Annotated in this window: 20 protein-coding genes and 8 tRNA genes; 9 read left to right on the forward strand and 19 right to left on the reverse strand. The window is 64.5% G+C overall.

What is annotated here, in order from left to right; translation table 11 throughout:
• Nucleotides 1–137 precede the first annotated feature (137 nt).
• The 8 genes from CK627_RS15805 to CK627_RS15840 all read right to left on the reverse strand — a co-directional run bounded on the left by CK627_RS15805 (nt 138) and on the right by CK627_RS15840 (nt 1,412).
• Nucleotides 138–214, reverse strand: a tRNA-Met gene (locus tag CK627_RS15805).
• Between the two features lie 95 nt (nt 215–309).
• Nucleotides 310–386, reverse strand: a tRNA-Met gene (locus CK627_RS15810).
• Between the two features lie 95 nt (nt 387–481).
• Nucleotides 482–558: transfer RNA gene (locus CK627_RS15815), tRNA-Met, on the reverse strand.
• Nucleotides 559–653: 95 nt separating this feature from the next.
• Nucleotides 654–730, reverse strand: a tRNA-Met gene (locus tag CK627_RS15820).
• 94 nt (nt 731–824) lie between these two features.
• Nucleotides 825–901, reverse strand: a tRNA-Met gene (locus CK627_RS15825).
• Between the two features lie 94 nt (nt 902–995).
• Nucleotides 996–1,072: transfer RNA gene (locus CK627_RS15830), tRNA-Met, on the reverse strand.
• Nucleotides 1,073–1,166: 94 nt separating this feature from the next.
• Nucleotides 1,167–1,243, reverse strand: a tRNA-Met gene (locus CK627_RS15835).
• 92 nt (nt 1,244–1,335) lie between these two features.
• Nucleotides 1,336–1,412: transfer RNA gene (locus tag CK627_RS15840), tRNA-Met, on the reverse strand.
• A 196-nt stretch (nt 1,413–1,608) separates the two neighbouring features.
• Between CK627_RS15840 and glgX the strand changes: the two genes are divergently transcribed.
• Nucleotides 1,609–3,672, forward strand: a complete 2,064-nt coding sequence (glgX, locus tag CK627_RS15845) for a glycogen debranching protein GlgX (protein ID WP_095592831.1) — start codon at nt 1,609–1,611, stop codon at nt 3,670–3,672.
• A 69-nt stretch (nt 3,673–3,741) separates the two neighbouring features.
• On the opposite strand, the gene CK627_RS15850 is transcribed toward glgX, so the two are convergent.
• The 4 genes from CK627_RS15850 to CK627_RS15860 all read right to left on the reverse strand — a co-directional run bounded on the left by CK627_RS15850 (nt 3,742) and on the right by CK627_RS15860 (nt 7,365).
• Complete coding sequence (locus CK627_RS15850; protein WP_095592832.1) at nt 3,742–4,461, reverse strand: HI_1241 family integral membrane domain; 720 nt, start codon at nt 4,459–4,461, stop codon at nt 3,742–3,744.
• Nucleotides 4,462–4,578: 117 nt separating this feature from the next.
• Entirely contained in the window at nt 4,579–6,216 is a 1,638-nt protein-coding gene (locus CK627_RS15855) for an ATP-dependent endonuclease (RefSeq protein ID WP_005300490.1), read from the reverse strand.
• A 77-nt stretch (nt 6,217–6,293) separates the two neighbouring features.
• Nucleotides 6,294–6,416: a hypothetical protein gene (locus tag CK627_RS23170; protein ID WP_257620924.1), complete on the reverse strand. Its 123-nt coding sequence runs from the start codon at nt 6,414–6,416 to the stop codon at nt 6,294–6,296.
• Between the two features lie 61 nt (nt 6,417–6,477).
• A complete protein-coding gene (locus tag CK627_RS15860; protein ID WP_017780172.1) occupies nt 6,478–7,365 on the reverse strand; it encodes a helix-turn-helix domain-containing protein in 888 nt (295 codons plus the stop codon).
• 162 nt (nt 7,366–7,527) lie between these two features.
• Between CK627_RS15860 and CK627_RS15865 the strand changes: the two genes are divergently transcribed.
• Together CK627_RS15865 and CK627_RS15870 are read left to right on the forward strand one after the other, a co-directional pair.
• On the forward strand, nt 7,528–8,445 hold the full coding sequence (locus CK627_RS15865) for a DMT family transporter (protein ID WP_095592833.1): 918 nt from the start codon (nt 7,528–7,530) through the stop codon (nt 8,443–8,445).
• Between the two features lie 52 nt (nt 8,446–8,497).
• Nucleotides 8,498–9,358, forward strand: coding sequence for a LysR family transcriptional regulator (locus CK627_RS15870; protein WP_095592834.1), 861 nt, complete (start codon nt 8,498–8,500; stop codon nt 9,356–9,358).
• Nucleotides 9,359–9,417: 59 nt separating this feature from the next.
• On the opposite strand, the gene CK627_RS15875 is transcribed toward CK627_RS15870, so the two are convergent.
• Together CK627_RS15875 and CK627_RS15880 are read right to left on the reverse strand one after the other, a co-directional pair.
• Nucleotides 9,418–10,197: a TSUP family transporter gene (locus CK627_RS15875; RefSeq protein WP_010634092.1), complete on the reverse strand. Its 780-nt coding sequence runs from the start codon at nt 10,195–10,197 to the stop codon at nt 9,418–9,420.
• A gap of 207 nt (nt 10,198–10,404) precedes the next feature.
• A complete protein-coding gene (locus CK627_RS15880; protein ID WP_017783975.1) occupies nt 10,405–11,169 on the reverse strand; it encodes a tRNA-uridine aminocarboxypropyltransferase in 765 nt (254 codons plus the stop codon).
• Between the two features lie 166 nt (nt 11,170–11,335).
• On the opposite strand from CK627_RS15880, the gene CK627_RS15885 reads away from it, so the two are divergent.
• Nucleotides 11,336–11,749 carry a VOC family protein gene (locus CK627_RS15885; RefSeq protein WP_095592835.1) on the forward strand — a complete coding sequence of 138 codons (414 nt, stop codon included), beginning with the start codon at nt 11,336–11,338 and terminating at the stop codon, nt 11,747–11,749.
• Nucleotides 11,750–11,811: 62 nt separating this feature from the next.
• On the opposite strand, the gene CK627_RS15890 is transcribed toward CK627_RS15885, so the two are convergent.
• Together CK627_RS15890 and CK627_RS15895 are read right to left on the reverse strand one after the other, a co-directional pair.
• A complete protein-coding gene (locus tag CK627_RS15890) occupies nt 11,812–12,801 on the reverse strand; it encodes a D-alanine--D-alanine ligase (protein WP_005300471.1) in 990 nt (329 codons plus the stop codon).
• 200 nt (nt 12,802–13,001) lie between these two features.
• A complete protein-coding gene (locus tag CK627_RS15895) occupies nt 13,002–13,610 on the reverse strand; it encodes a 2OG-Fe(II) oxygenase (protein ID WP_026139175.1) in 609 nt (202 codons plus the stop codon).
• A 265-nt stretch (nt 13,611–13,875) separates the two neighbouring features.
• On the opposite strand from CK627_RS15895, the gene CK627_RS15900 reads away from it, so the two are divergent.
• Nucleotides 13,876–14,352: a glutathione peroxidase gene (locus CK627_RS15900; protein WP_010634097.1), complete on the forward strand. Its 477-nt coding sequence runs from the start codon at nt 13,876–13,878 to the stop codon at nt 14,350–14,352.
• 160 nt (nt 14,353–14,512) lie between these two features.
• A complete protein-coding gene (locus tag CK627_RS15905; RefSeq protein WP_017765410.1) occupies nt 14,513–15,892 on the forward strand; it encodes a DEAD/DEAH box helicase in 1,380 nt (459 codons plus the stop codon).
• 51 nt (nt 15,893–15,943) lie between these two features.
• Here CK627_RS15905 and CK627_RS15910 read toward each other — a convergent pair whose 3' ends face one another.
• The 3 genes from CK627_RS15910 to CK627_RS15920 are packed head-to-tail and all read right to left on the reverse strand — an operon-like array spanning nt 15,944 to nt 17,848.
• Nucleotides 15,944–16,408 (reverse strand): GNAT family N-acetyltransferase, encoded by a 465-nt coding sequence (locus tag CK627_RS15910; protein ID WP_095592836.1) that lies wholly within the window; start codon nt 16,406–16,408, stop codon nt 15,944–15,946.
• Nucleotides 16,409–16,415: 7 nt separating this feature from the next.
• Nucleotides 16,416–16,979: a GNAT family N-acetyltransferase gene (locus tag CK627_RS15915; RefSeq protein WP_338713979.1), complete on the reverse strand. Its 564-nt coding sequence runs from the start codon at nt 16,977–16,979 to the stop codon at nt 16,416–16,418.
• A gap of 23 nt (nt 16,980–17,002) precedes the next feature.
• The gene (locus CK627_RS15920) at nt 17,003–17,848 is read right to left on the reverse strand and encodes a DUF5718 family protein (RefSeq protein WP_095593522.1); all 846 of its coding nucleotides are present in this window, start codon (nt 17,846–17,848) and stop codon (nt 17,003–17,005) included.
• A gap of 357 nt (nt 17,849–18,205) precedes the next feature.
• Between CK627_RS15920 and CK627_RS15925 the strand changes: the two genes are divergently transcribed.
• The 3 genes from CK627_RS15925 (at nt 18,206) to CK627_RS15935 (ending at nt 19,842) form a co-directional block, all read left to right on the forward strand.
• Nucleotides 18,206–18,778, forward strand: a complete 573-nt coding sequence (locus CK627_RS15925) for a class IV adenylate cyclase (protein WP_095592838.1) — start codon at nt 18,206–18,208, stop codon at nt 18,776–18,778.
• Nucleotides 18,775–19,167: an NUDIX hydrolase gene (locus CK627_RS15930; RefSeq protein ID WP_026139176.1), complete on the forward strand. Its 393-nt coding sequence runs from the start codon at nt 18,775–18,777 to the stop codon at nt 19,165–19,167. Before CK627_RS15925 ends, CK627_RS15930 begins: the two co-directional genes overlap by 4 nt.
• Before the next feature lie 168 nt (nt 19,168–19,335).
• On the forward strand, nt 19,336–19,842 hold the full coding sequence (locus CK627_RS15935) for a GNAT family N-acetyltransferase (RefSeq protein ID WP_054544983.1): 507 nt from the start codon (nt 19,336–19,338) through the stop codon (nt 19,840–19,842).
• The last annotated feature ends 12 nt before the right edge of the window (nt 19,843–19,854 follow it).

The following is a 19,854-nucleotide window of genomic DNA, read 5'->3' on the forward strand; positions in this document are numbered from 1 at the left end:
ATGATACCCAACAAAGCGGGGTCACAGCCAGATTGCACTTGAAAATCAATATCAAGCGTGAAAAGGAGACAAAGCAGAAAGACCGCGAAGGCGGCTGGATGACAAGCTAGAGGAACAAGGTAATAAAGAAGGGAAGTTGGTTGCGGGGGCCGGATTTGAACCGACGACCTTCGGGTTATGAGCCCGACGAGCTACCGAGCTGCTCCACCCCGCGTCCGAATTGTACTGCCACCACAAGAGGCAGAGCAGTTGCCCCTTGTTGTCTTCGTCTCCACCGCGCGGCATTGCCTGCCATGGACACAAATTAGTTGGTTGCGGGGGCCGGATTTGAACCGACGACCTTCGGGTTATGAGCCCGACGAGCTACCGAGCTGCTCCACCCCGCGTCCGAATTGTACTGCCACCACAAGAGGCAGAGCAGTTGCCTCTTGCTGTCTTCGTCTCCACCGCGCGGCATTGCCTGCCATGGACACAAATTAGTTGGTTGCGGGGGCCGGATTTGAACCGACGACCTTCGGGTTATGAGCCCGACGAGCTACCGAGCTGCTCCACCCCGCGTCCGAATTGTACTGCCACCACAAGAAGCAGAGCAGTTGCCCCTTGTTGTCTTCGTCTCCACCGCGCGGCATTGCCTGCCATGGACACAAATTAGTTGGTTGCGGGGGCCGGATTTGAACCGACGACCTTCGGGTTATGAGCCCGACGAGCTACCGAGCTGCTCCACCCCGCGTCCGAATTGTACTGCCACCACAAGAGACAGAGCAGTTGTCCCTTGCTGTCTTCGTCTCCACCGCAGAGCATTACCTGCCATGGATACAAATAGTTGGTTGCGGGGGCCGGATTTGAACCGACGACCTTCGGGTTATGAGCCCGACGAGCTACCGAGCTGCTCCACCCCGCGTCCGAATTGTACTGCCACCACAAGAGGCAGAGCAGATGCCCCTTGCTGTCTTCGTCTCCACCGCGCGGCATTGCCTGCCATGGAAACAAATAGTTGGTTGCGGGGGCCGGATTTGAACCGACGACCTTCGGGTTATGAGCCCGACGAGCTACCGAGCTGCTCCACCCCGCGTCCGAATTGTATTGCCACCACAAGAGACAGAGCAGTTGCCCCTTGCTGTCTTCGTCTCCACCGCAGAGCATTGCCTGCCATGGATACAAATAGTTGGTTGCGGGGGCCGGATTTGAACCGACGACCTTCGGGTTATGAGCCCGACGAGCTACCGAGCTGCTCCACCCCGCGTCCGTATTCTTTCGTTCAGGCTGAGCAGTAGCCTGTTCGAATTCTCTTGTTTATCAACACATTGTGAAACAAGGCTGATGCAAGAACTCAGATGGTTGCGGGGGCCAGATTTGAACTGACGACCTTCGGGTTATGAGCCCGACGAGCTACCGGGCTGCTCCACCCCGCGTCTGAGGTCGCCAATAATAGGCGCCGGCGCTCAGATTGCAAGTAAATATCCTAAAAAAACTTCATTCGTAGATTAAACCGGCATAAATCGCAGGAATTTGCAACAGAGCGCGGTTTTTTCAGGCAAGCAGCTTGTGGGCCAAGCTGGCGCACTACACTCAGATGGTTTGTAACTCCTCGTTTTGGGTAGGTTTATCATGCGTATCTCCGCCGGTCATTGCCGTCAATTGGGGGCCACACCCGAGCACGACGGCGTCAACTTCGCCATCTGGGCCCGTCTTGCCAGTCGGGTCGAACTGCTGCTGTTTGCCAGCGCCGACGATGCCACGCCGGAAGTGATCCCCCTCTCCCCCCGCCTCAACCGCACCGCCTACTACTGGCACATCCATATAGAGGGGATCGGGCTGGGTCAGCGCTACGCCTATCGCATCCAGGGCCCCTGGCGCCCCTACTACGGCACCCGCTTCGATGCCGACAAGGTGCTGCTGGACCCTTATGGCCGCAGCATCGAGCTGGGCGCCAACTACGATCGCTGGGCGGCGGCCCGCCCCGGCAGCAACCTGGCCTGCTGCGCCAAGAACCGGGTGGTGGATACCCGAAACTACGACTGGGAGGGGGACAAGCTGCCTGCCCACTCCCTCTCCCGCTCGGTGATCTACGAGCTGCACCTGGGGGGCTTTACCAAGTCGCCGGACTCGGGGGTCGACCCCGCCCTGCGTGGCACCTACCTCGGCCTTATCGAGAAGATCCCCTACCTGCAATCCCTCGGCGTCACCGCGGTCGAGCTGCTGCCGGTGTTCCAGTTCGATCCCCAGGATGCCCCCAGGGGGCTCTCCAACTACTGGGGCTACAGTCCCATGTCGTTCTTCGCCCCCCACGCCCAGTACGCCAGCGGCGATGATCCCCTCACCGAGTTTCGCGACATGGTCAAGGCGCTGCACCGCGCCAACATAGAAGTGATCCTGGACGTGGTCTACAACCACACCGCCGAGGGGGGCGATGATGGCCCCACCTTCTCCTTTCGCGGCATCGACAACGAGGCCTACTACATCCTCGATGCCAATCAGAAGGACACCAACTACTCGGGCTGCGGCAACACCTTCAACGGCGCCCACCCCGTGGTGCTGCGCATGATCATGGACAGCCTCCACTTCTGGCGACAGGAGATGCACGTGGACGGCTTTCGTTTCGACCTGGCGGCCATCCTGTCGCGGGACGAATCGGGCCAGCCCCAGGCCAATGCACCGACCCTGCGCACCATCGACACCGATCCCCGCATCGCCGACATCAAGCTCATCGCCGAGGCCTGGGATGCGGGGGGCCTCTATCAGGTGGGCAGCCTGGCCGGCGCCCGCTGGCGCGAGTGGAACGGCCAGTTCAGGGACGACGTGCGCCGCTTCCTGCGCGGGGATGACAACGCGGTGATGGCGTTCGTGGAGCGGCTGTGCGGCAGCCCGGACATCTACCACTACCACCACGCCGATCCGGAGAAGAGCATCAACTTCGTCACCTGCCACGACGGCTTCACCCTGTGGGACTGGACCAGCTACAACGGCAAGCACAACGAGGACAATGGCGAGCAGAACCGGGATGGCTGTGATCACAACTTCAGCTGGAACCACGGCCAGGAGGGGCCGAGCGAGGATCCCCAGATCAACGCCCTGCGCACTCGTCAGGCCAAGAACATGATGGTGGCCACCCTGCTCTCGGTGGGCTCCCCCATGCTGCTGATGGGGGATGAGGTGCTGCGCAGCCAGCACGGCAACAACAACGGCTACTGCCAGGACAACGCCACCTGCTGGATGCAGTGGCAGCCCGATGCCAGGGGGCAGGAGATGTTCCGCTTCATGAAGGAGCTGATCCAGTATCGCAAGCACCTGTTCCAGCGCCCGGAGCAGGAGAGCATGCCGCTGTCGCTGACCGAGATCCTGCGCCACAGCGAGATCTGCTGGCACGGGGTCAACGCCGCCCAGCCGGACTTCGGCCATCACTCCCACGCCATCGCCATGTCAGCCCTGTCGAGCGAAACCCGGCTGGCCCTCTACGTGCTGTTCAACGCCTACTGGGAGCCGCTCACCTTCAACCTGCCAAGCCCCCCCAAGGGGGTCGGTGGCTACTGGCGCCGGATCCTGGATACCGCCCTGCCCTCGCCCGAGGACATCAGCACCTTCGGCATGCCGCTCGAAGGGTTGACCCGGGAGTACCTGGCCCAGCCGCGCAGCAGCTGCCTCTTCATCTGCGGCGCCGACGACTTCTACTAGGGGCCGCGCGCGGCCAGCAAAAAGCCCACCCCGGTTGCCCGGGGTGGGCTTTTTCATGATGCCGGTCGGTCAGGCCAGCTGGTGCAGCACGCTGGTCGCTGCGATCTGGGCGATGATGAGGCCGCACAGGGCGGTGGAAACCACCACCGGCGCTGTCTCCTGCTGGCGATAGAGCGGGCTGAACCAGAGCAGCAGGGCGGCGATCAGCAGGGCCGCCTGGGTCAGTACGCCGGAGATCAGGGCATCGAGGCCGGCGCCGCTCCCCTGCCAGCCCACCAGCACCGCCAGCCAGAGCAGGCTCAGGATGGCGGCCACCAGCCCGGCCAGCGGCAACAGGGTGTTGAACGCCTGCAGACGGTGACGGGCCCGCAGCAGCATCAGATGGGCGAAGGCCGCCCCCAACAGCACCATCTGCAGCAGGCCGCCAAGCCAGCCCTGGATCTGCAGCAAGCCGATGCCATAGACCAGCAGCGGCACCGCCGGCAGCCAGAACAGGGTGGCCGGGATGGCGCGCTTGCCCTCCAGCCGGGATTGGGCCAGCGACAGCACAACTCCCAGGATCAGGGCGGCGCCGCCACTCCAGATCAGCCAGTCGGCCGCCTTGGCCTCCACCGCCAGCATCAGGGAGAGGCCGGTGATCACCCAGACCGAGAAGAGCTGGGTGGTGATCCGCGAGCGCTGGCCCGGGCAGAGATCACCGCGCCAGAGCACCAGGCCCAGGGCGATGAGGGCCCCCAGCGCCATCAGGCCGGTCAGGGGAAAGAGCCAAAAAGGGAGTTGGACGAACATGACGCCTCCAGCAGCAAGAATTCAGAACGCGCCGATGGCGCCGGATGAAGGGGCCGAGTATACCCAAAGCCGCCGCCATCCCCAATCCCTGCCGCGTATCAGCCTGCGACGAAGGGCTCAGCTCTGGCCACGGGCCAGCGCCACCACCCGGGCGAACATCTGGCGCAGCACCGGCGGGATGTGCTCGCCGCCGAGCCGCTCCGCCTCCTCCACCACCGCCAGCGCCATGCCCGGCTTGCTGCGATGGTGAATCGCCTTGTTGATGATGCGCCCGGCATTGAGGGTAGAGCGCCCCCCGACGCCAGCTTCACGCCGGAACACCGCCTCGAAGCCGTTGTGGTAGAGGTAGTGCTCTATGTCCGCCGCCGGCAACTGGGTCAGCCTGTCCCGCTCCCGCTCCCCCTTGAGCAGGGAGCGCGCCGAGGTGGCGTACTTGACCCCCGCCTCGTCGCCGTCGGTAAGCAGATGCCACTCGATGCCAAAGTCGCGCGCCACCTTGATAAGGGGTGACTGACCACACTGGGCGAACTCGATGATCCGCACCCCCTCCGCTCGCAGGCTGTAACCGCAGATCTGGGCGAGCTCGGAGAGCAACCAGATCTCGGTCTCCCCCTCCACCAGCAGCCAGCAGCGGGCAAACATCGACATGGGACGGTTGATGCGCACGTGGAAGGCAATCTTGCGCAGATCGTCGCTGCTGTAGCGCTCGCCCCCCAATTGATGACAGAGGATATCCTGCTGGCGGCGCACCAGCCGGCGGATCTGGTTGAGGGGCAACGAGGAGAGCAGATCCCCCGAATTGGTGGTGAGCAGCTTCTGCCCAGGCAGCTGTTCCAGCAGGCCCCAGGCCAGTGCCAGCATGGTGGGGTGCAGGCGGCTCTCCGGGTCTTCCAGGATCATGATGGGGCGCGCCCCCTGCTCCAGCTCCCGGTTGCCCCGCGCCTGCAGCAGGGTGGCCGCCATGCCCGCCATCGCCAGTTGCAGCGCCCGGTTGTCGGCATTGCGCAGCAGCGCCTGCAGATTGCCGGGGTTGCGCAGGGTCATGGGGCGATTGACGATCTCCCGCTGGCTGCGCGGCTTGTTCTTGATGGGGGCCAGCGCGTTGAAGTAGTGATCCATCAGCTGGCGTACCGCCTGCAGCGCCTCCTTGAGCTCGGGCTCGCCGATGCGCTGAGGCTCGTCGATCAGCTTGTCGGCCAGCTCGCTCAGCCGCAGCTCGGAGAGATCCCCCCACTGCAGGGTCTCCACCCCGCTTCGGGCGGTACGGGCATCTCGCAGCCGGAACACCGGGTTCATGGTGATGAGCAGGCAGACCAGCTCGTGGGCATTGTCGATGGCCAGGCTCTTGCCGATGCCATCGAGAAAGTCGTGGGTGGTGGTGACGGAGCCATCGCTCTGCAGCTCGGCACTGGCGCGGTAGTGAATGCGGTGAAACTTGTCCTTGTGCTTGATCCAAGCTGCGCCGAGGCGGGCCAATCGCTGGGAATGCAGGCACATCTGGGGCCTGTGCTCGCTGAAGGTGAGCACCAGTTGCAGGTGGCGGGCCGGCTCGAGCTCGGGATCTTCGGGCTGATGGAAGTCATCGCTGCTGAACTGGTAGGGCTCGGCATCCTGGCCCAGCAGACACCAGAGGGCGCGCAACAGGCTGGACTTGCCCCAGGCGTTCTCGCCGATGAGCACAGTGGTGTGGTCCAGCCCGAGCGAGAGGCGATTTATTCCGCGAAAACCTTTGACTTCAATGCGTTCCAGAAACATGCGGCCATATCCAGTCCATCCTGATGGCGCAATAGTGGCAAAGTTGTCGGGAAAATCCTATCGGGTCGTGGCGATTTTCAGCGGGAACTGTGAGGAACGAGAGGTTCGGGCGGGGTCGGTATGCCAAGGCGGCCCTGGGGGGCGTTCCAGTGGCTGAACCAGAGGTGGCGGGTGCGAGTCTGACGTTTGCGATGATTCAAGGGCATCTCCTGTGCGGGTTGAAGGAACGAGGCTCCCCCTCGTTGCCAACCAATCTGCCGCTTATCTGTGACAGGAGGATGACAGCTGGCTGCGCCACTGACCCGGGGTGAGACCAAACGCTTCGCGAAAGCGGTTGCCAAGGTGGGCCTGGGACGAGAAACCGCACTGGATGGCGATGCTGGCTAGGGAGTCGGCGCCGGCCAGCAGCTGCTTGGCCCGCTTGAGCCGCAGCCCCAGCAGGTAGCGATGGGGCGGACAGCCCAGGCTCTGGCCGAACATGCGGGCGAAGTGGTATTCGCTCAGACCCGCCTCCTGTGCCAACTCGGCCAGGGTGACAGGCTCCGCCAGATGGGCCAGCAGGTACTCCTGCACCCGCCGGATCACCGCCGGTGCCAACCCGCCACGCACCTCGGGCAGCGGCGGCGCCTCCCGGGTGTGGTGGCGATAGGCGTGCAGCATCAACATCCAGGCGCCGTGAGATAGCGCCATCCTGTCCACCTGGTGCTGCCAGTCCAGCTGCATCAGCTGGCCCTGCACCAGGCTGGCGGCCAGCGGATCGTCGATGAAGGTCTTGTCCTCCAGCAGCAGGTGGCGCCCCTCCTTGTCGCACACCTCTTCGGCGATGCGAGTCAGGTGGGCCGGGGTGAAGTAGAGGTGGAAAAAGCGAAACTCCTCGCGCACCAGCCACTCGGATCTGTGGTGATCCGGCATGATGCACACCTTGCCGGTGCCGCCGTGGCCACCCGGGCCGTCCAGCCGCTCGGTCTGCTCGCCCCCCTGCAGGTAGACGCTCAGGGTATGGTGGCCCGGCTTGTGGTAGCGGGTCTGATCGTAACAGTTGCGCCAGCTGGCGACGCCAAGGCCGGGTTCCAGCCAGCAGGCGTTCTCCAGTCGCGCGCCCGTGCTGACCAGTGCATCGAATACTCCCGCCGGCTTAGTCTGCAGCACCCGCTCTGTTCCTCTTGTTGCTTGTGGCCCCTGTGCGCCATCTTAACGCGGCGCGGCGGCAAAGGCTGCGGCTGCCCGTAAAAAACCGCAAGATGGTGTAAGCCCGCCGCCACCGCCCGCTGCATGCTGATCCCATGTCGTACTCATCTCACCGGATACCCCATGAACCTGATGCTCTATCTTGCCACCGTCCTTATCTGGGGCAGCACCTGGATCGCCATCGCCTGGCAGCTCGGCCCCATTCCCATCGAGGTCTCGGTGCTCTATCGCTTTGCCCTGGCGGCGCTGGCACTGTTTGCCCTGCTCACGGTGAGCGGCAAGTTCCCGCGCCTGCCCTGGGCGGGCCAGCGTTACGCCGCCCTGCTCGGCGCCCTGCTTTTTTCCACCAACTTTCTCTGCTTCTACCACGCCACCCTCTATATCCCGAGCGGCATGTCGGCGGTGATCTTCGCCAGCGCCAGTATCTTCAACGGCCTCAACCTCTGGCTGTTCGAGGGTAAAAGACCCGGCCTGCGCTGGTTGCAAGGATCCTTGCTGGGGCTCGTCGGCACCCTGCTGCTGTTCTGGCCCGTGCTGGCGGATGCGCAACTGGGTGCAAACGGCTGGAAGGGGCTGCTGTTTGCCTGCGGTGGCACCCTCTGTTTCTCGCTCGGCAACCTGGTCTCGGCCCGCGGCCAGCGCCAGGGCTATCACGTGCTGCAGATGGTGCCCTGGGGCATGGTCTACGGCGTGGCGCTGCTGCTGGGCTGGGTCACCCTGCTCGGTCAGTCGCTGACGCTGCCCACCGATCCGCGCTACCTGGCGGCCATGGTCTATCTGGCCATCTTCGGCTCCGTCATCGCCTTCACCGCCTACCTCACCCTGGTGGGGCGCATCGGCCCCAGCAAGGCGGCCTACGCCACCGTGCTGTTTCCGCTGGTGGCGCTGACCCTGTCCACCTTCTACGAGGGCTTCGTCTGGCAGCCGGTGTCAGTGGTCGGCGTGGTTGTGAGCTTCATCGGCAACCTGGTGATCTTCACCCCGCCCGTCAAGGCGTGGCGCTGGCCGCTGGCACGGGCTACAAACGGTACTTGCCCCTGATGCCACCAGCCCCTAAGGTAACCGCTTTCAACAGACGAGGACGGGAGAGAGCATGTTACTGGAAGGGCTGGAGACACTCTGCCTGCTGGCGAGCGAGGGCACCATGGCCAAGGTCGCAAGCCGCCTCTACATCAGCCAGTCGGCGGTCAGCAAGCGCATCGCCCAGCTGGAACAGCGCCTTGGCAAGAAGCTCATCGAGCCGGATGGGCGCCACACCCGCCTCACCCCCCAGGCCAGGGAGCTGCTCACCCGGGTGGCCCCGAGTCTGGCCGAGATGAAGGGGGTGCTGACGGACAGCCAGATCCTCACCGACCAGACCCCCCTGCCCGTCGCCTGCTCCGAGACCCTGCTGGCGGGCTACCTCGCCCGCTTTATGCACGACTATCTGGGGTGCGATCCACACATCGCCCTCTCCACCCACCACACGCCGGTGATCCTGGCCCGGGTGCGCGGCGGCGACGCCCTGCTCGGCATCTGCGCCGGGCGCCTGCCCCCCGGCCACGGCCTGTGCACCGAGCGGTTGCTGGAGGAGCCCTTCTATCTGGTGGGGGATGCCGTGCCTACGCACGAACACGACACCGATCGGCTGCTGCCCATCCTCACCATGGACCTGGACAACCCCTCCAACCGCTATCTGCGCGAGCCGCTGGCGGCCCTTGGCCTGACCCCGGCCATGGAGCTCGACTCCTACCTGGCGCTGATCGAGCTGGCCAAGGCGGGGATTGGCCCCGTGCTGCTGCCGGCCGGCCTGCTGGCCCTGGTGGGCGAGCAAGGGGCGCAGGCCCGTCCCCTGCCGGGGCTGGGGCGCCCGCTCCACCTGGTCTACCGGCCAAACAGCCTCAAGCGCGAGCGCATTGCCCGCCTGGTGCAGGCCCTGCAGGCCCATTTCCGGCAGCTGACCGCTCAGAGCTGAAAAACAAGAGGGCCCGATCCAGCGGATCGGGCCCTCTCTATGATCCCTTGTGCAAGGCGTCAGCCCAGCCAGGCAAAGAGCTCGGGATACTGGCTCCACACCAGCTTGACGGACATCAAGAGGGAGACGGTCACCAGCAGCGGCTTGATGAGCTTGACCCCCTTCTTGAGCACCAGCTTGGAGCCCATACGGGCCCCGATGAACTGCCCCAGCGCCATGCACAGGCCGACGCTCCACACCACCTTGCCCCCCAAGGTAAAGAACAGCAGGGAGGCGATGTTGGAGGTGAAGTTGAGCAGCTTGGTGTGAGCGGTGGCCCGCGCCATGCCAAAACCCGCCAGGGCCACGAAGCCGATGGCAAAGAACGACCCTGTGCCCGGCCCGAAGAAGCCGTCATAGAAACCCACGCCACCGCCCACCAGCAGGGCGAATGCCATGGGGGTGAGGCGGCGCTGGCTCTCCGCATCGCTCACCCGGGGGGAGAAGTAGAAGTAGCAGGCAAACGCCATCAGCAGGAAGGGCAGCAGCCGCTCCAGGATGGCGGCATCTATGGTCTGCACCGCCAAGGTGCCGATGGCCGCCCCGATGAAGGTGCAGATGACCGCCGGCCAGATGATGGCCCACTCCAGCAGCCCCTTGCGGGCATAGAACCAGGTGGCGGAGAAGGAGCCGAAACTGCTCTGCAGCTTGTTGGTGCCAAGCACCAGGGCCGGCGGCATGCCGGTGGCGAGCAGGGCGGGCACCGTCAGCAGGCCCCCGCCGCCGGCAATGGCATCGATGAAGCCGGCCACCAGGGCCACGCCAAACAGGGCAAGCAGGGTAAAGAGTTCCAGTTCCATCCATCGCCTCGCGAAATTGACCGGGGCCCGCAAAGGCCCGCACAGCGCAGGCTCGCCATGAGCCTGATAAACACCGCAGGTCGCTATCCTAATGGGGCTTGGCTCATGACGCCAACGAAACGGTGGCAGGCAATTGATTCCTGATTTTCATCAGTCAACCGCCCCATGGCGTGGCTGGCACGCGTGCGATCCCCTCGCCCGTCTTGATCAGGCCGCGTCGGGCGCGCAGCAGGTCACTCCATCGGCCTTGAGGTCGGCCAGCGCCTGCTGCAGATGGGCCTCATCCTCGCCGGGAGCCCGGCTGACCCGGCCCGCCATGTAGCGGCTGCTGAAGAGATTGAACCACAGCTGCAGCGCCTGTCCCGCCGCCAGCTCGCCGGCCACCTCCAGCACGCAGGCCGCCACCTCGGCGGTGCAGAGGTGCTCGTCGCAGTGGGCCACTCGCATGCCATAGGTGGAGAGCGCATCCGGTTTGATGGAGAGCACCGGAAAACCGTCCAGATAGGGGCTCTTGTTGAACATCTTGCGCGCCTCGGGCCAGGTGCCGTCCAGCAGGATGAAGAGCGGCTTCTTGCCGGGAACCGGGGTCACCACCGAAGTGAGCCGGGCCGGCTCCTTCTCGCAGGCTGGAAACACCACGTAGGGTTGCCAGGCGGGATCCGCCAGCAGGGCCAACAGCTCGGGATGGGGCTGGGTGCGCGACCAGAGAAACGCCCAGGTGGTCTGCGGCAGCACATCGGCGATGAGGCGCCCGGTATTGGAGGGCTTCATCGGTTCGCTGTCGTACATCAGCAGGCAGAAGCCGGCCTCCGCCTTGAGCTCGGGGCGCCACTCGCAGGCACACCAATCGTGGCGCAGCTGACAGGCTTCGCAGCGCGGCACACTGCCGCCACGGGCGAGAAAGGGTCGGGTCGAGACGCTCTTGCGCCAGATGCGCAGGCGATTGACGGCGTGATCGGGGATTGGCTTCATGGAACGCGGCTCTGACGGTGCCTGTGGCGGGACAAAAGGGGGCAGATTGTAACGGCGCGCCCTCTGCGCAGCAAGGCCCCCCATCTGGGGCAAGCCGGGATGCCACGCCTCTTTGATACTTGGTCGTCAGTCCATGCACCCACGCATGGGACACAGGAGGACGACGATGGCAGAACAAGACATTGCCCGCGAGCACGCCCTGGCCGAAGGCACTACCTTCACCTGGCACGAGCTCTATCTCCCCGATGCCGAGGCCGGGATCCGTTTCTACACCGAGGTGCTCGGCTGGGAGAGCCAGACCATGGCGATGGAGGGCGGTGACTACCCCATGCTGGTTGCCAATGGCAGGCCGATCGCCGGCGTGCAGTCTACCCGGGGCAATCCCGAGATGGCCGGCGTACCACCCCACTGGGCAACCTATCTCGCGGTGGATGACGTCGATGCCAGGGTGCTCAGGGTCAACCAGCACGGCGGCAGCGTGGTGGTGCCCGCCATGAACATCCCGGGGGTCGGGCGCATGGCCCTGATTGCGGATCCGCAAGGGGCGCACATCTGGCTGTTCACCCCTGACCCCATGTGACATCGCCCACCGCAACAACGACAGAGGGGCCCGCGGGCCCCTCTGTCACGTTCGGCAAACAGTCAGACCGCCTTGCGCAGGATCTGCTCCAGATAGTGCGCGAAGCTGTGGCCGTGATGCTCCAGCAGTTTCGGGAACATGGAGATGGAGGTCATGCCCGGGAAGGTGTTGATTTCGTTCAGCAGGATCTCGCCCTCTTCGGTCAGGAAGAAGTCGATGCGCGAGAGGTGAGTCAGTTTGAGCTGACGGAACGCCTTGAGGGCGTACTCGTGGATGGCATCGGCCTGGGCCTGGGTCAGCCCCTCGGCGCGCAGCGCGGTCTCGGTGTGGCTGGCGCTGCTGTACTTCTCTTCATAGGTGTAGAACTTGTCCTGCGGCACGCAGATCTCACCCGGGTAGGTAGCCACCAGCTCGTCGCCGTACTGGTAGACCGCCACTTCCAGCTCGCGCGGCTTGACCGCTTTTTCGATCAGTACCTGCTCGGAGTAACCGAAGGCATCGGCAATGCCCTTCACCAGATCCGCTTCGTTGCTGGCGGAGTAGCAGCCGACGGAAGAGCCCTGGGAGGCCGCCTTGATGAAGACCTTGCCCCACTTTGCCAGCGCCGCTTTCGCTTCGGTCAGGCTCGCCTCACCCTGCTCGGTCAGGAACAGATAAGGGGTGTTGGGGATGCCGAGGGCGGTGAGCCACAGCTTGGTGGTGATCTTGTTGAAGCACACCTTGCTCGCCTCGGCGTCGCAGCCCAGGTAAGGCAGGCCGGCCAGCTCGAGGAAGGATTGCAGATCGCCGGTCTCACCCGGGTAGCCGTGGATGCAGGGCACCACGTAATCCACCGGACGGGCCACGCTGTCGAAAGAGAGCAGCTTGTCCAGCCCCAGCTTGCACTCGCGGCCATCGGCGCTGAGCCAGCGGTCGGCAAACATCTCGACCCGGGTCACTTCCACGCCGGGCAGGAGAGAGAGCTGTTTTTCGAGGAAATTGGCACTGCGCAGCGAAACTTCGTGTTCGGAGCCACCGCCGCCACACAGCAGCAAGACATGGATGTTCTTCATTAGATGTGATCCCTTGGGAAAAGCGGCTTCGCCATCACCATTTAAAACCCAACCGCATTAAAACCGGACGAAGCCAGATACGAAGATAAGTGCGGGCCAGTGTAGCAAGGGAGATCGAGCCTTGTCAGCCGATGGGCGCCCCATCCGCCGACAAGAGCCATAAAAATTCCCGCCTGTGTCAGAAATTGGATGAAAAGAGCTCAGCGCGGCGGATCGAGCCGGCCATTGCCGCTGCCGTTGACCCGAAACCAGCCGGCGATGCTGTAACGCTCTTGGTTGGCAGGCAGCACCTCGTGGGGGAACTCTTCGGATAGAAACAGCACCAGTCGCCCGCCCCGGGGGGAGACGTCCATCAGAAACTGCTCGTCGTCACCGTACATGCGCAGCACCCCGCCCGCCTCTGGCTGCCAGTCGTTGTTCAAGTAAAACACCGAGGTGAGGCGGCGGTTGGAGCGCCCGGCGAAGGCGTCGCGATGGGTGGCATAGAAGTCACCGCTGCGGTAGCGGGCAAAGTGGGCCTCGTAGTCGAACAACCCCAGCATCAGCATCCGGTTGGCGGCTAGGCGCAGCGCCTCCATGCGGACCAGATAGTCGGCCACCGGCGCGCCGAGGGAGGCGTCGAGCCAGTGGATCTGATCCCGGCGAATGTCGCGGTTGTCCTGATGCAGGGTATCGCGGCCGATCCCCGCCGGTCGCCACTCGTCCGGCAGACAGGCCCTGAGGGCATCCACCTCGGCGGCGGTTAAAAAATCATCCACTATCACCCATCCCCGGGTGTATATGGCGTCCATGACGGCTTGATAGTCCAAGATTGACTCGCAACAAGTGGAAAGAGGGCGCTTTTTAGCGACTTCCCGGCCAAGACACAAACCGGTTTGCTTCTCTTGAGAAGTCCCACCATCAATACGCCATCCGGGCCGCCAAGACCCCCATTATCTCGGCGCGATTGCCACTCTGTGATCCGGCGCACTCAATCTGCTCCCACCAAGGGAGCACTCCGGCTTGCTCCCCGCCGCCGCCCCCGTTAACGTGGTGCAATGTGCCCTGAATGGGCCCCACTCAAAGGAGTCTTTCATGTCTTTGCCCGAACTCACCCTGCAACGCCTCGACGGCAGTGAACTGCCGCTCGCCTCCCTCGCGGGCCAGGTCATTCTGGTGGTCAACGTGGCCAGCCGCTGCGGCTTTACCCCTCAATACACGGGGCTGGAGGCACTCTATCGGGAGCTGGGGCCCGAGGGGCTGGTCATCCTGGGCTTCCCCTGCGATCAGTTCGGCCACCAGGAGCCGGGCGATGCCGAGGAGATCGCCCGTTTCTGCTCCCTCGACTACCCGGTCAGCTTCCCCATCATGGCCAAGTGCGAGGTCAACGGCGAACAGGCCCACCCCTTCTATCAGTGGCTCAAGAAGGAGAAACCGGGTCTGCTGGGGCTGGAGAACGTCAAGTGGAACTTCACCAAGTTCCTGATCGACCGGGACGGCCAGGTGGTGGACCGCTTTGCCCCCACCACCAAACCGGAAAACCTGGTCGCCCCCATCCGCGATCTGCTCTGATTGCCTGAACCTGCCTAATTGAGCGGCCGGTGCGACAGCTACTGCGCAGCGGCCGCGCTTTTGCTATATTACGCCCCCGTTATCACTTTCATCCCGTGGCCGACCCCGTGCGCCGGTCACCCGCTGAGCCCAAGGCTCACCAGAGGAGTCTCTCTCGAACATGTCATTCAACGAACTGGGTCTGTCCCCGCACATCCTGCGGGCCGTCAAGGAGCTGGGTTACGAACAGCCAACCCCCATCCAGCAGCAAGCCATTCCCGCCATTCTGGCCGGGCAGGACGTGCTCGGCGGCGCCCAGACAGGCACAGGCAAGACGGCCGGCTTCACCCTGCCCATGCTGCAGCGGCTGCTGGCCAACCATGGCCGTGGCCGCCGTCAGGTGCGGGCCCTGGTGCTGACCCCGACCCGTGAACTGGCCGCCCAGGTGGGTGAGAGCATCATCAAATATGCCCACCACCTGCCGTTTCGCACCCTGATCGCCTACGGCGGCGTCAGCATCAAGCCCAATCTGGACGCTATCAAGCTCGGCATCGACATCCTGGTGGCCACCCCGGGCCGCTTGCTGGATCTGCTGACCCAGGGTGCCCTGACCCTGACCGAGCTGGAAGTGCTGGTGCTGGATGAGGCGGATCGCATGCTCGACATGGGCTTCATCCACGACATTCGCCGCATCATGAAGGCGCTGCCGGCCGAACGGCAGACCCTGCTCTTCTCCGCCACTTTCTCGGACGACATCAAGGCGCTGGCGGACGATCTGCTCAACGACCCGACCCTGATCGAGGTCGACCCCAGCAACACCGCCGCCGAACAGGTGACCCAGCGCATCATCCAGGTCGACCGGGAACGCCGTCGCGAGCTGCTCTCCCACATGATCGGTCGCGGCAACTGGCAGCGGGTGCTGGTGTTCGTACGCACCAAGCAGATTGCCGACAGGCTCGCCCAGCAGATGCAAAAGGATGGCCTGGATACCGTCGCCATTCACGGCGACAAGAGCCAGGGTGCCCGCAACCGGGCGCTGGCGGATTTTCGCGAGGGCAAGGTGCGAGTGCTGGTGGCGACCGACATCGCAGCCCGGGGTCTGGACATCGATCAGCTGCCCCACGTGATCAACTTCGAGCTACCCCAGATGGCGGAGGATTACATCCACCGCATCGGCCGCACCGGCCGCGCCGGTCGTGGCGGTGAGGCCATCTCGCTGGTGAGCCAGGACGAGCTGGGTCAGCTCAAGGCCATCGAGGCGCTGATCGGCCAATCCCTCTCCGTCGAGATCCTGGACGGCTATGAGCCCAGCGGCAAACCGAGCCGGCAGACCCTGCCCGGCAGCAAGCCGGTACAAAATCCGCCGCGCGCCCGTGGCGCCGCCAATGCCAAGGGTGGCAAGGGCAAGCCCGCCGCCGGCAAAGGAAAGGGGGATGGTGCCAAGAAACCCGCCCCGGCGCGCAAGCGGGAAGTGGTGGGCGAGGATATCGGCTTTTCCCCCATGCGCCGCCTGCCGAAGGCCCAGCGCGACGACTATCAGGACAACTCCAACGAGGAGTAAGACACAGTCCTGAACCCGCCATAACAAAAAACCGCCCGAGGGCGGTTTTTTTCATGATGGCACCACCGGCCTGTCAGTGCCAGCGGTCGCAATGGACATGTGCAACAACGGATAGGGTCTGCCCTGCCCGTCCAGCGCCGAGCGGCCCACCACCTCGAAGCCCAGGCGGCGATAGAAGCCGAGCGCCGGTTCATTTTGCTCATTGACGTCCACCCGGGTCGCCCCCAGGCGGTCGATGGCATCGGCCACCAGCAGGCGACCCACCCCGCCTCCACGCAGGGCGGGGCCGATGAAGAGCATCTCGATATTGCCCTCGTGCACCCCGCAAAAGCCGGCGATCCCCTGCTCGCTGCGGGCGCAGGTGAGGGTCACGGCGTCAAAGCAATGTTCCAGGATGAGCTCGCGCAGGGTGGCTATCTCCTCCTCCGGCAAAAAGTGGTGAGTGGCGCGCACCGACGCCTCCCACAGCGCGATCAGGGACTGATAATCCCCACGCGATGCCTGCTCCAGTCTCATATCGTGCTCACTCAATCGCTTGATGGTTCGGGGCCTGTCCGGTCGTTGCCATGGCGTCGATCTGCTTGAGGACAAACCCCTTCTCGATGCCGGCCTTGAAGCCCAGCTTTTCATAGAGACGGTGGGCTTCATCGCGCCCCTCCCCCGACAGCAGCATCACCTTGTAGCAATCCTGCTGCCAGGCAAGCTCAAGCGCATGGGTCAGCAACAGCCGGCTGATGCCCCGGCGCCGAAACGCAGAGGCCGTCACCACGTGCTCCATGATGCCAAACGGCCGGCCACCGTTGGTCAGGGTCGCGACCACGCCAAGCTGGCAGGTGGCGGCCAGCTGGCCATCCACCTCCGCCACCAGCAGGTGAAGGTGCGGCTGAGTCAGCAGGGCCGTCAGCGCCGTGCGGGCAGCGTCCGGCGCAAGCGCGGGGTCATGGGGGCGCAACTCCCGATAGAGTGCCAGCAGGCCGGTCATATCCTGCAGGGTACAGCGCCTTATGAGCGTCATCCTTCCTTCTCCTTGAGCTACGAGGGAGGCGTCGTCACCCTGGACGAGGGTCGCAAACCTCGGGAGCACCATCCCTGCAAATCGGCAAATGTGCCTCAGCGGGTCTTGACCGCCTGCAGCAGTACCGACATGTCCGGTCCGAAGCGGCGAGCCCTGATGGCGTCGCGGATCGCCGCCTCGTCGTAGCGGCTGGCCGGATAAAGCAGCACGCAGGCGGTGTCGCCGGGCTTGAGGAAGTGGGTCTCACCAAACGGGGTATAGCGGGTGGCCCCGATGCTGATGAGGGCATGAGCCGGGCGCCCGGCCTGGGCCAGCAGCCCCTGGATGTGCTCGGCCGGCCCCTCGTCCTGCTGATGGTTGAACTTGTCGATGGCCCACGTCAGCAGCTGGCCGTGGAAGTAGCTGTAATCCACCGCCGCGCTGTCGACCCCGTAGGGGTGCAGCTCGCCGTCACGCTCCAGATAGCAGGCGATGCGGTAGTCATCGAGCTCACAGCCGGCGGCGAAGTGGGACAAGGGCAACAACGTGGGGGCCAGCCCCTTGCTCTCTTCGCCCCAGTTCTTCTTCTCGCTGATCTTTTTGGCGTTGGGACGGCGGATGGAGCAGTCGTTGTAGGCACCAAAGGCGCGCGGATGGATGGCCACCACCTGCTCCCCCGCGTACTCCAGCTCGCACCAGAGCGCCACTTCCGGCTCTATCTGCACCTTCTCATCGCCGCTCACCGCCGCTTCCGGCAAGAAGATGGCGTCGCCGCTCAAGGGGAAGACGCCGAGCTGGCCGGGGTGGCCCGGCACGTAGAAGGGGAACAGCGCCTTGGGGGCGCTGGTGTCGCGCACCACCACCGCCACGAAATCCGAGGCCTCGCCGGCCTGCTCCAGATGACCGGCGAAATTGCCCGCCACCCCGAGTCCGATAAACTTGCTCTCTGCTGTCACTTGCATCTTGCTCACCTGCATCTTGCCAAAGCGAAGGCAGCGGCCCGGCACGGGGCGGCTGCCGCAAACGTGGCGAGGATTAAAACACAGGGATCTGCCCTCGCCCAGCCTGCACGCCCCATCCTGTGCGCCAGCGCGAACTTTTGCCGGCCGCTCGGCGAGCTTGTGAACAACCGCCATGCCCGAACTCACTCGACCGTGTGCGGTGCCTGCCCTTGATCACGGCAACATGCGGCGCATTGATCAACCCTGCGCCCCGGAAACAGATAGTTTCCACATCCTGCCGCCTTGCCCCTTGGGCCCGCCCGCCAACTTTGCTAGGCTGCCCGCCATGCCAATCCACACACTCAAGGATGCCTGCCGATGTCAGCACAGCACTTTCAGGGTCGCTTCGAGGTCGAGTTCAAATACAGGCTCGGCGATGTCGAGGCCTTCACCACTGCCCTCGCCGCCCTCAATCCCGAGGTGATGCTGGAGCGCAACCAGGAGCAGGACACCTACTTCGACACGCCGGACCGCAGCCTGAGCGCGGCGGGCAAGAGCCTGCTGATCCGCGCCATGCACCCCTCCGGTATCCAGCTCTGGATCGTGAAGGGGCCCGAACCCGATCGCTGCGAGGCGGTCAACATCACCGACGCCGACAAGGCCATCAGCATGCTGCACACCCTGGGTTACCAGCCGATACTGACCCTGCGCAAGGTACGCAGCATCTATTTCGTCGGCCCGTTCCACGTCACCCTGGATCACCTAGCGGGGCTTGGCGATTTTGCCGAGCTGGCCATCATGACCGATGACGAGGCCCTGCTGCCGGGCTATCGCCAGCAACTGCTGGCCCTGGCCGCACAGCTCGGGCTGGACCCCGCACGGCTGGAAACCCGCTCCTACCGCACCCTGTGCGAACAAGCCACCACCCCATCACCAGAGAGACGTTCATGATCGACAAACTCGCCTGGCTGACCTTCAAGGATCAGCAACTGCTCTGTGCCCGCTCCCACGGCAAACACATCTACTACATTCCCGGCGGCAAGCGCGAAGCGGGAGAGAGCGACGAGGCGGCGCTGATGCGCGAAATCGAGGAGGAGCTGGCCGTGGCCCTCAAGCCCGACACCCTGGCGTTTGCCTGTGAGTTCAGCGCCCAGGCCGACGGCAAGCCAGAGGGGGTCAACGTCAGGCTGCGCTGCTACACCGGCGAGGCTGACGGCACGCCCGTCGCCTCGGCGGAGATCGCCGAGCTGCGCTGGCTCGACAGCCGCCATCTGGCCGAGATCTCCCCGGTTTCCCGGCTGCTGTTTGCCTGGCTGGTCGAACAGAAGCTTATGCGCTAGGGGAAACTGCCCGGGTGGCGTGATCGGGCGCACCCGACGAATGGCCACGACTTGAAATTGGCGGCGGAAACGGCGAGTCTAGCCAGTCATCCTGCCGCCGGTTCCGTTGTCGGCAGGCGCCGCGGCAGACCGGGCCGGCGGCGTGAACTTCGTTGACAAGGACTCCTGATGGACATAGTTGAGGTTGATACCACCCAGGGCATCAAGCCTGCCCTCATCACTTTGCTGCAAGACAGCGTGGCCAGTGGGGCCTCGGTGGGCTTTCTGCCGCCGCTGACCGAAGAGCAGGGGCTCGTCTATTGGCAGGGCATAGAGACGGAGCTGGCCGCGGGCAGCCGCCGGCTCTGGGTCGCTTTTGAGCAACACCAGCTGGTCGGTGCCCTCCAGCTCTCGCTGTGCACCAAGGCCAATGGCCGTCACCGCGCCGAGGTGGAAAAACTGATGGTACACAGTCTCCACCGTGGCCAGGGGGTCGGCCGTGCCCTGATGGCCAGCATGGAGCAAGGGGCCAAAGAGGCCGGCCGTAGCCTGCTGGTGCTCGACACCCGGGTGGGCGATGCCGCCTCCCGCCTCTATCACCAGTTGGGCTACCAGGAAGCGGGCCAGATCCCCGCCTTTGCCCGCAGTGCCGACGGCACCCTGGCGGCCACCCTCTTCTTCTACAAGCAGCTTTGAGCCGCGCACCAC

Origin of the sequence: Aeromonas dhakensis (assembly GCF_002285935.1) — a bacterium.
GTDB classification, from domain to species: Bacteria; Pseudomonadota; Gammaproteobacteria; order Enterobacterales; family Aeromonadaceae; genus Aeromonas; species Aeromonas dhakensis.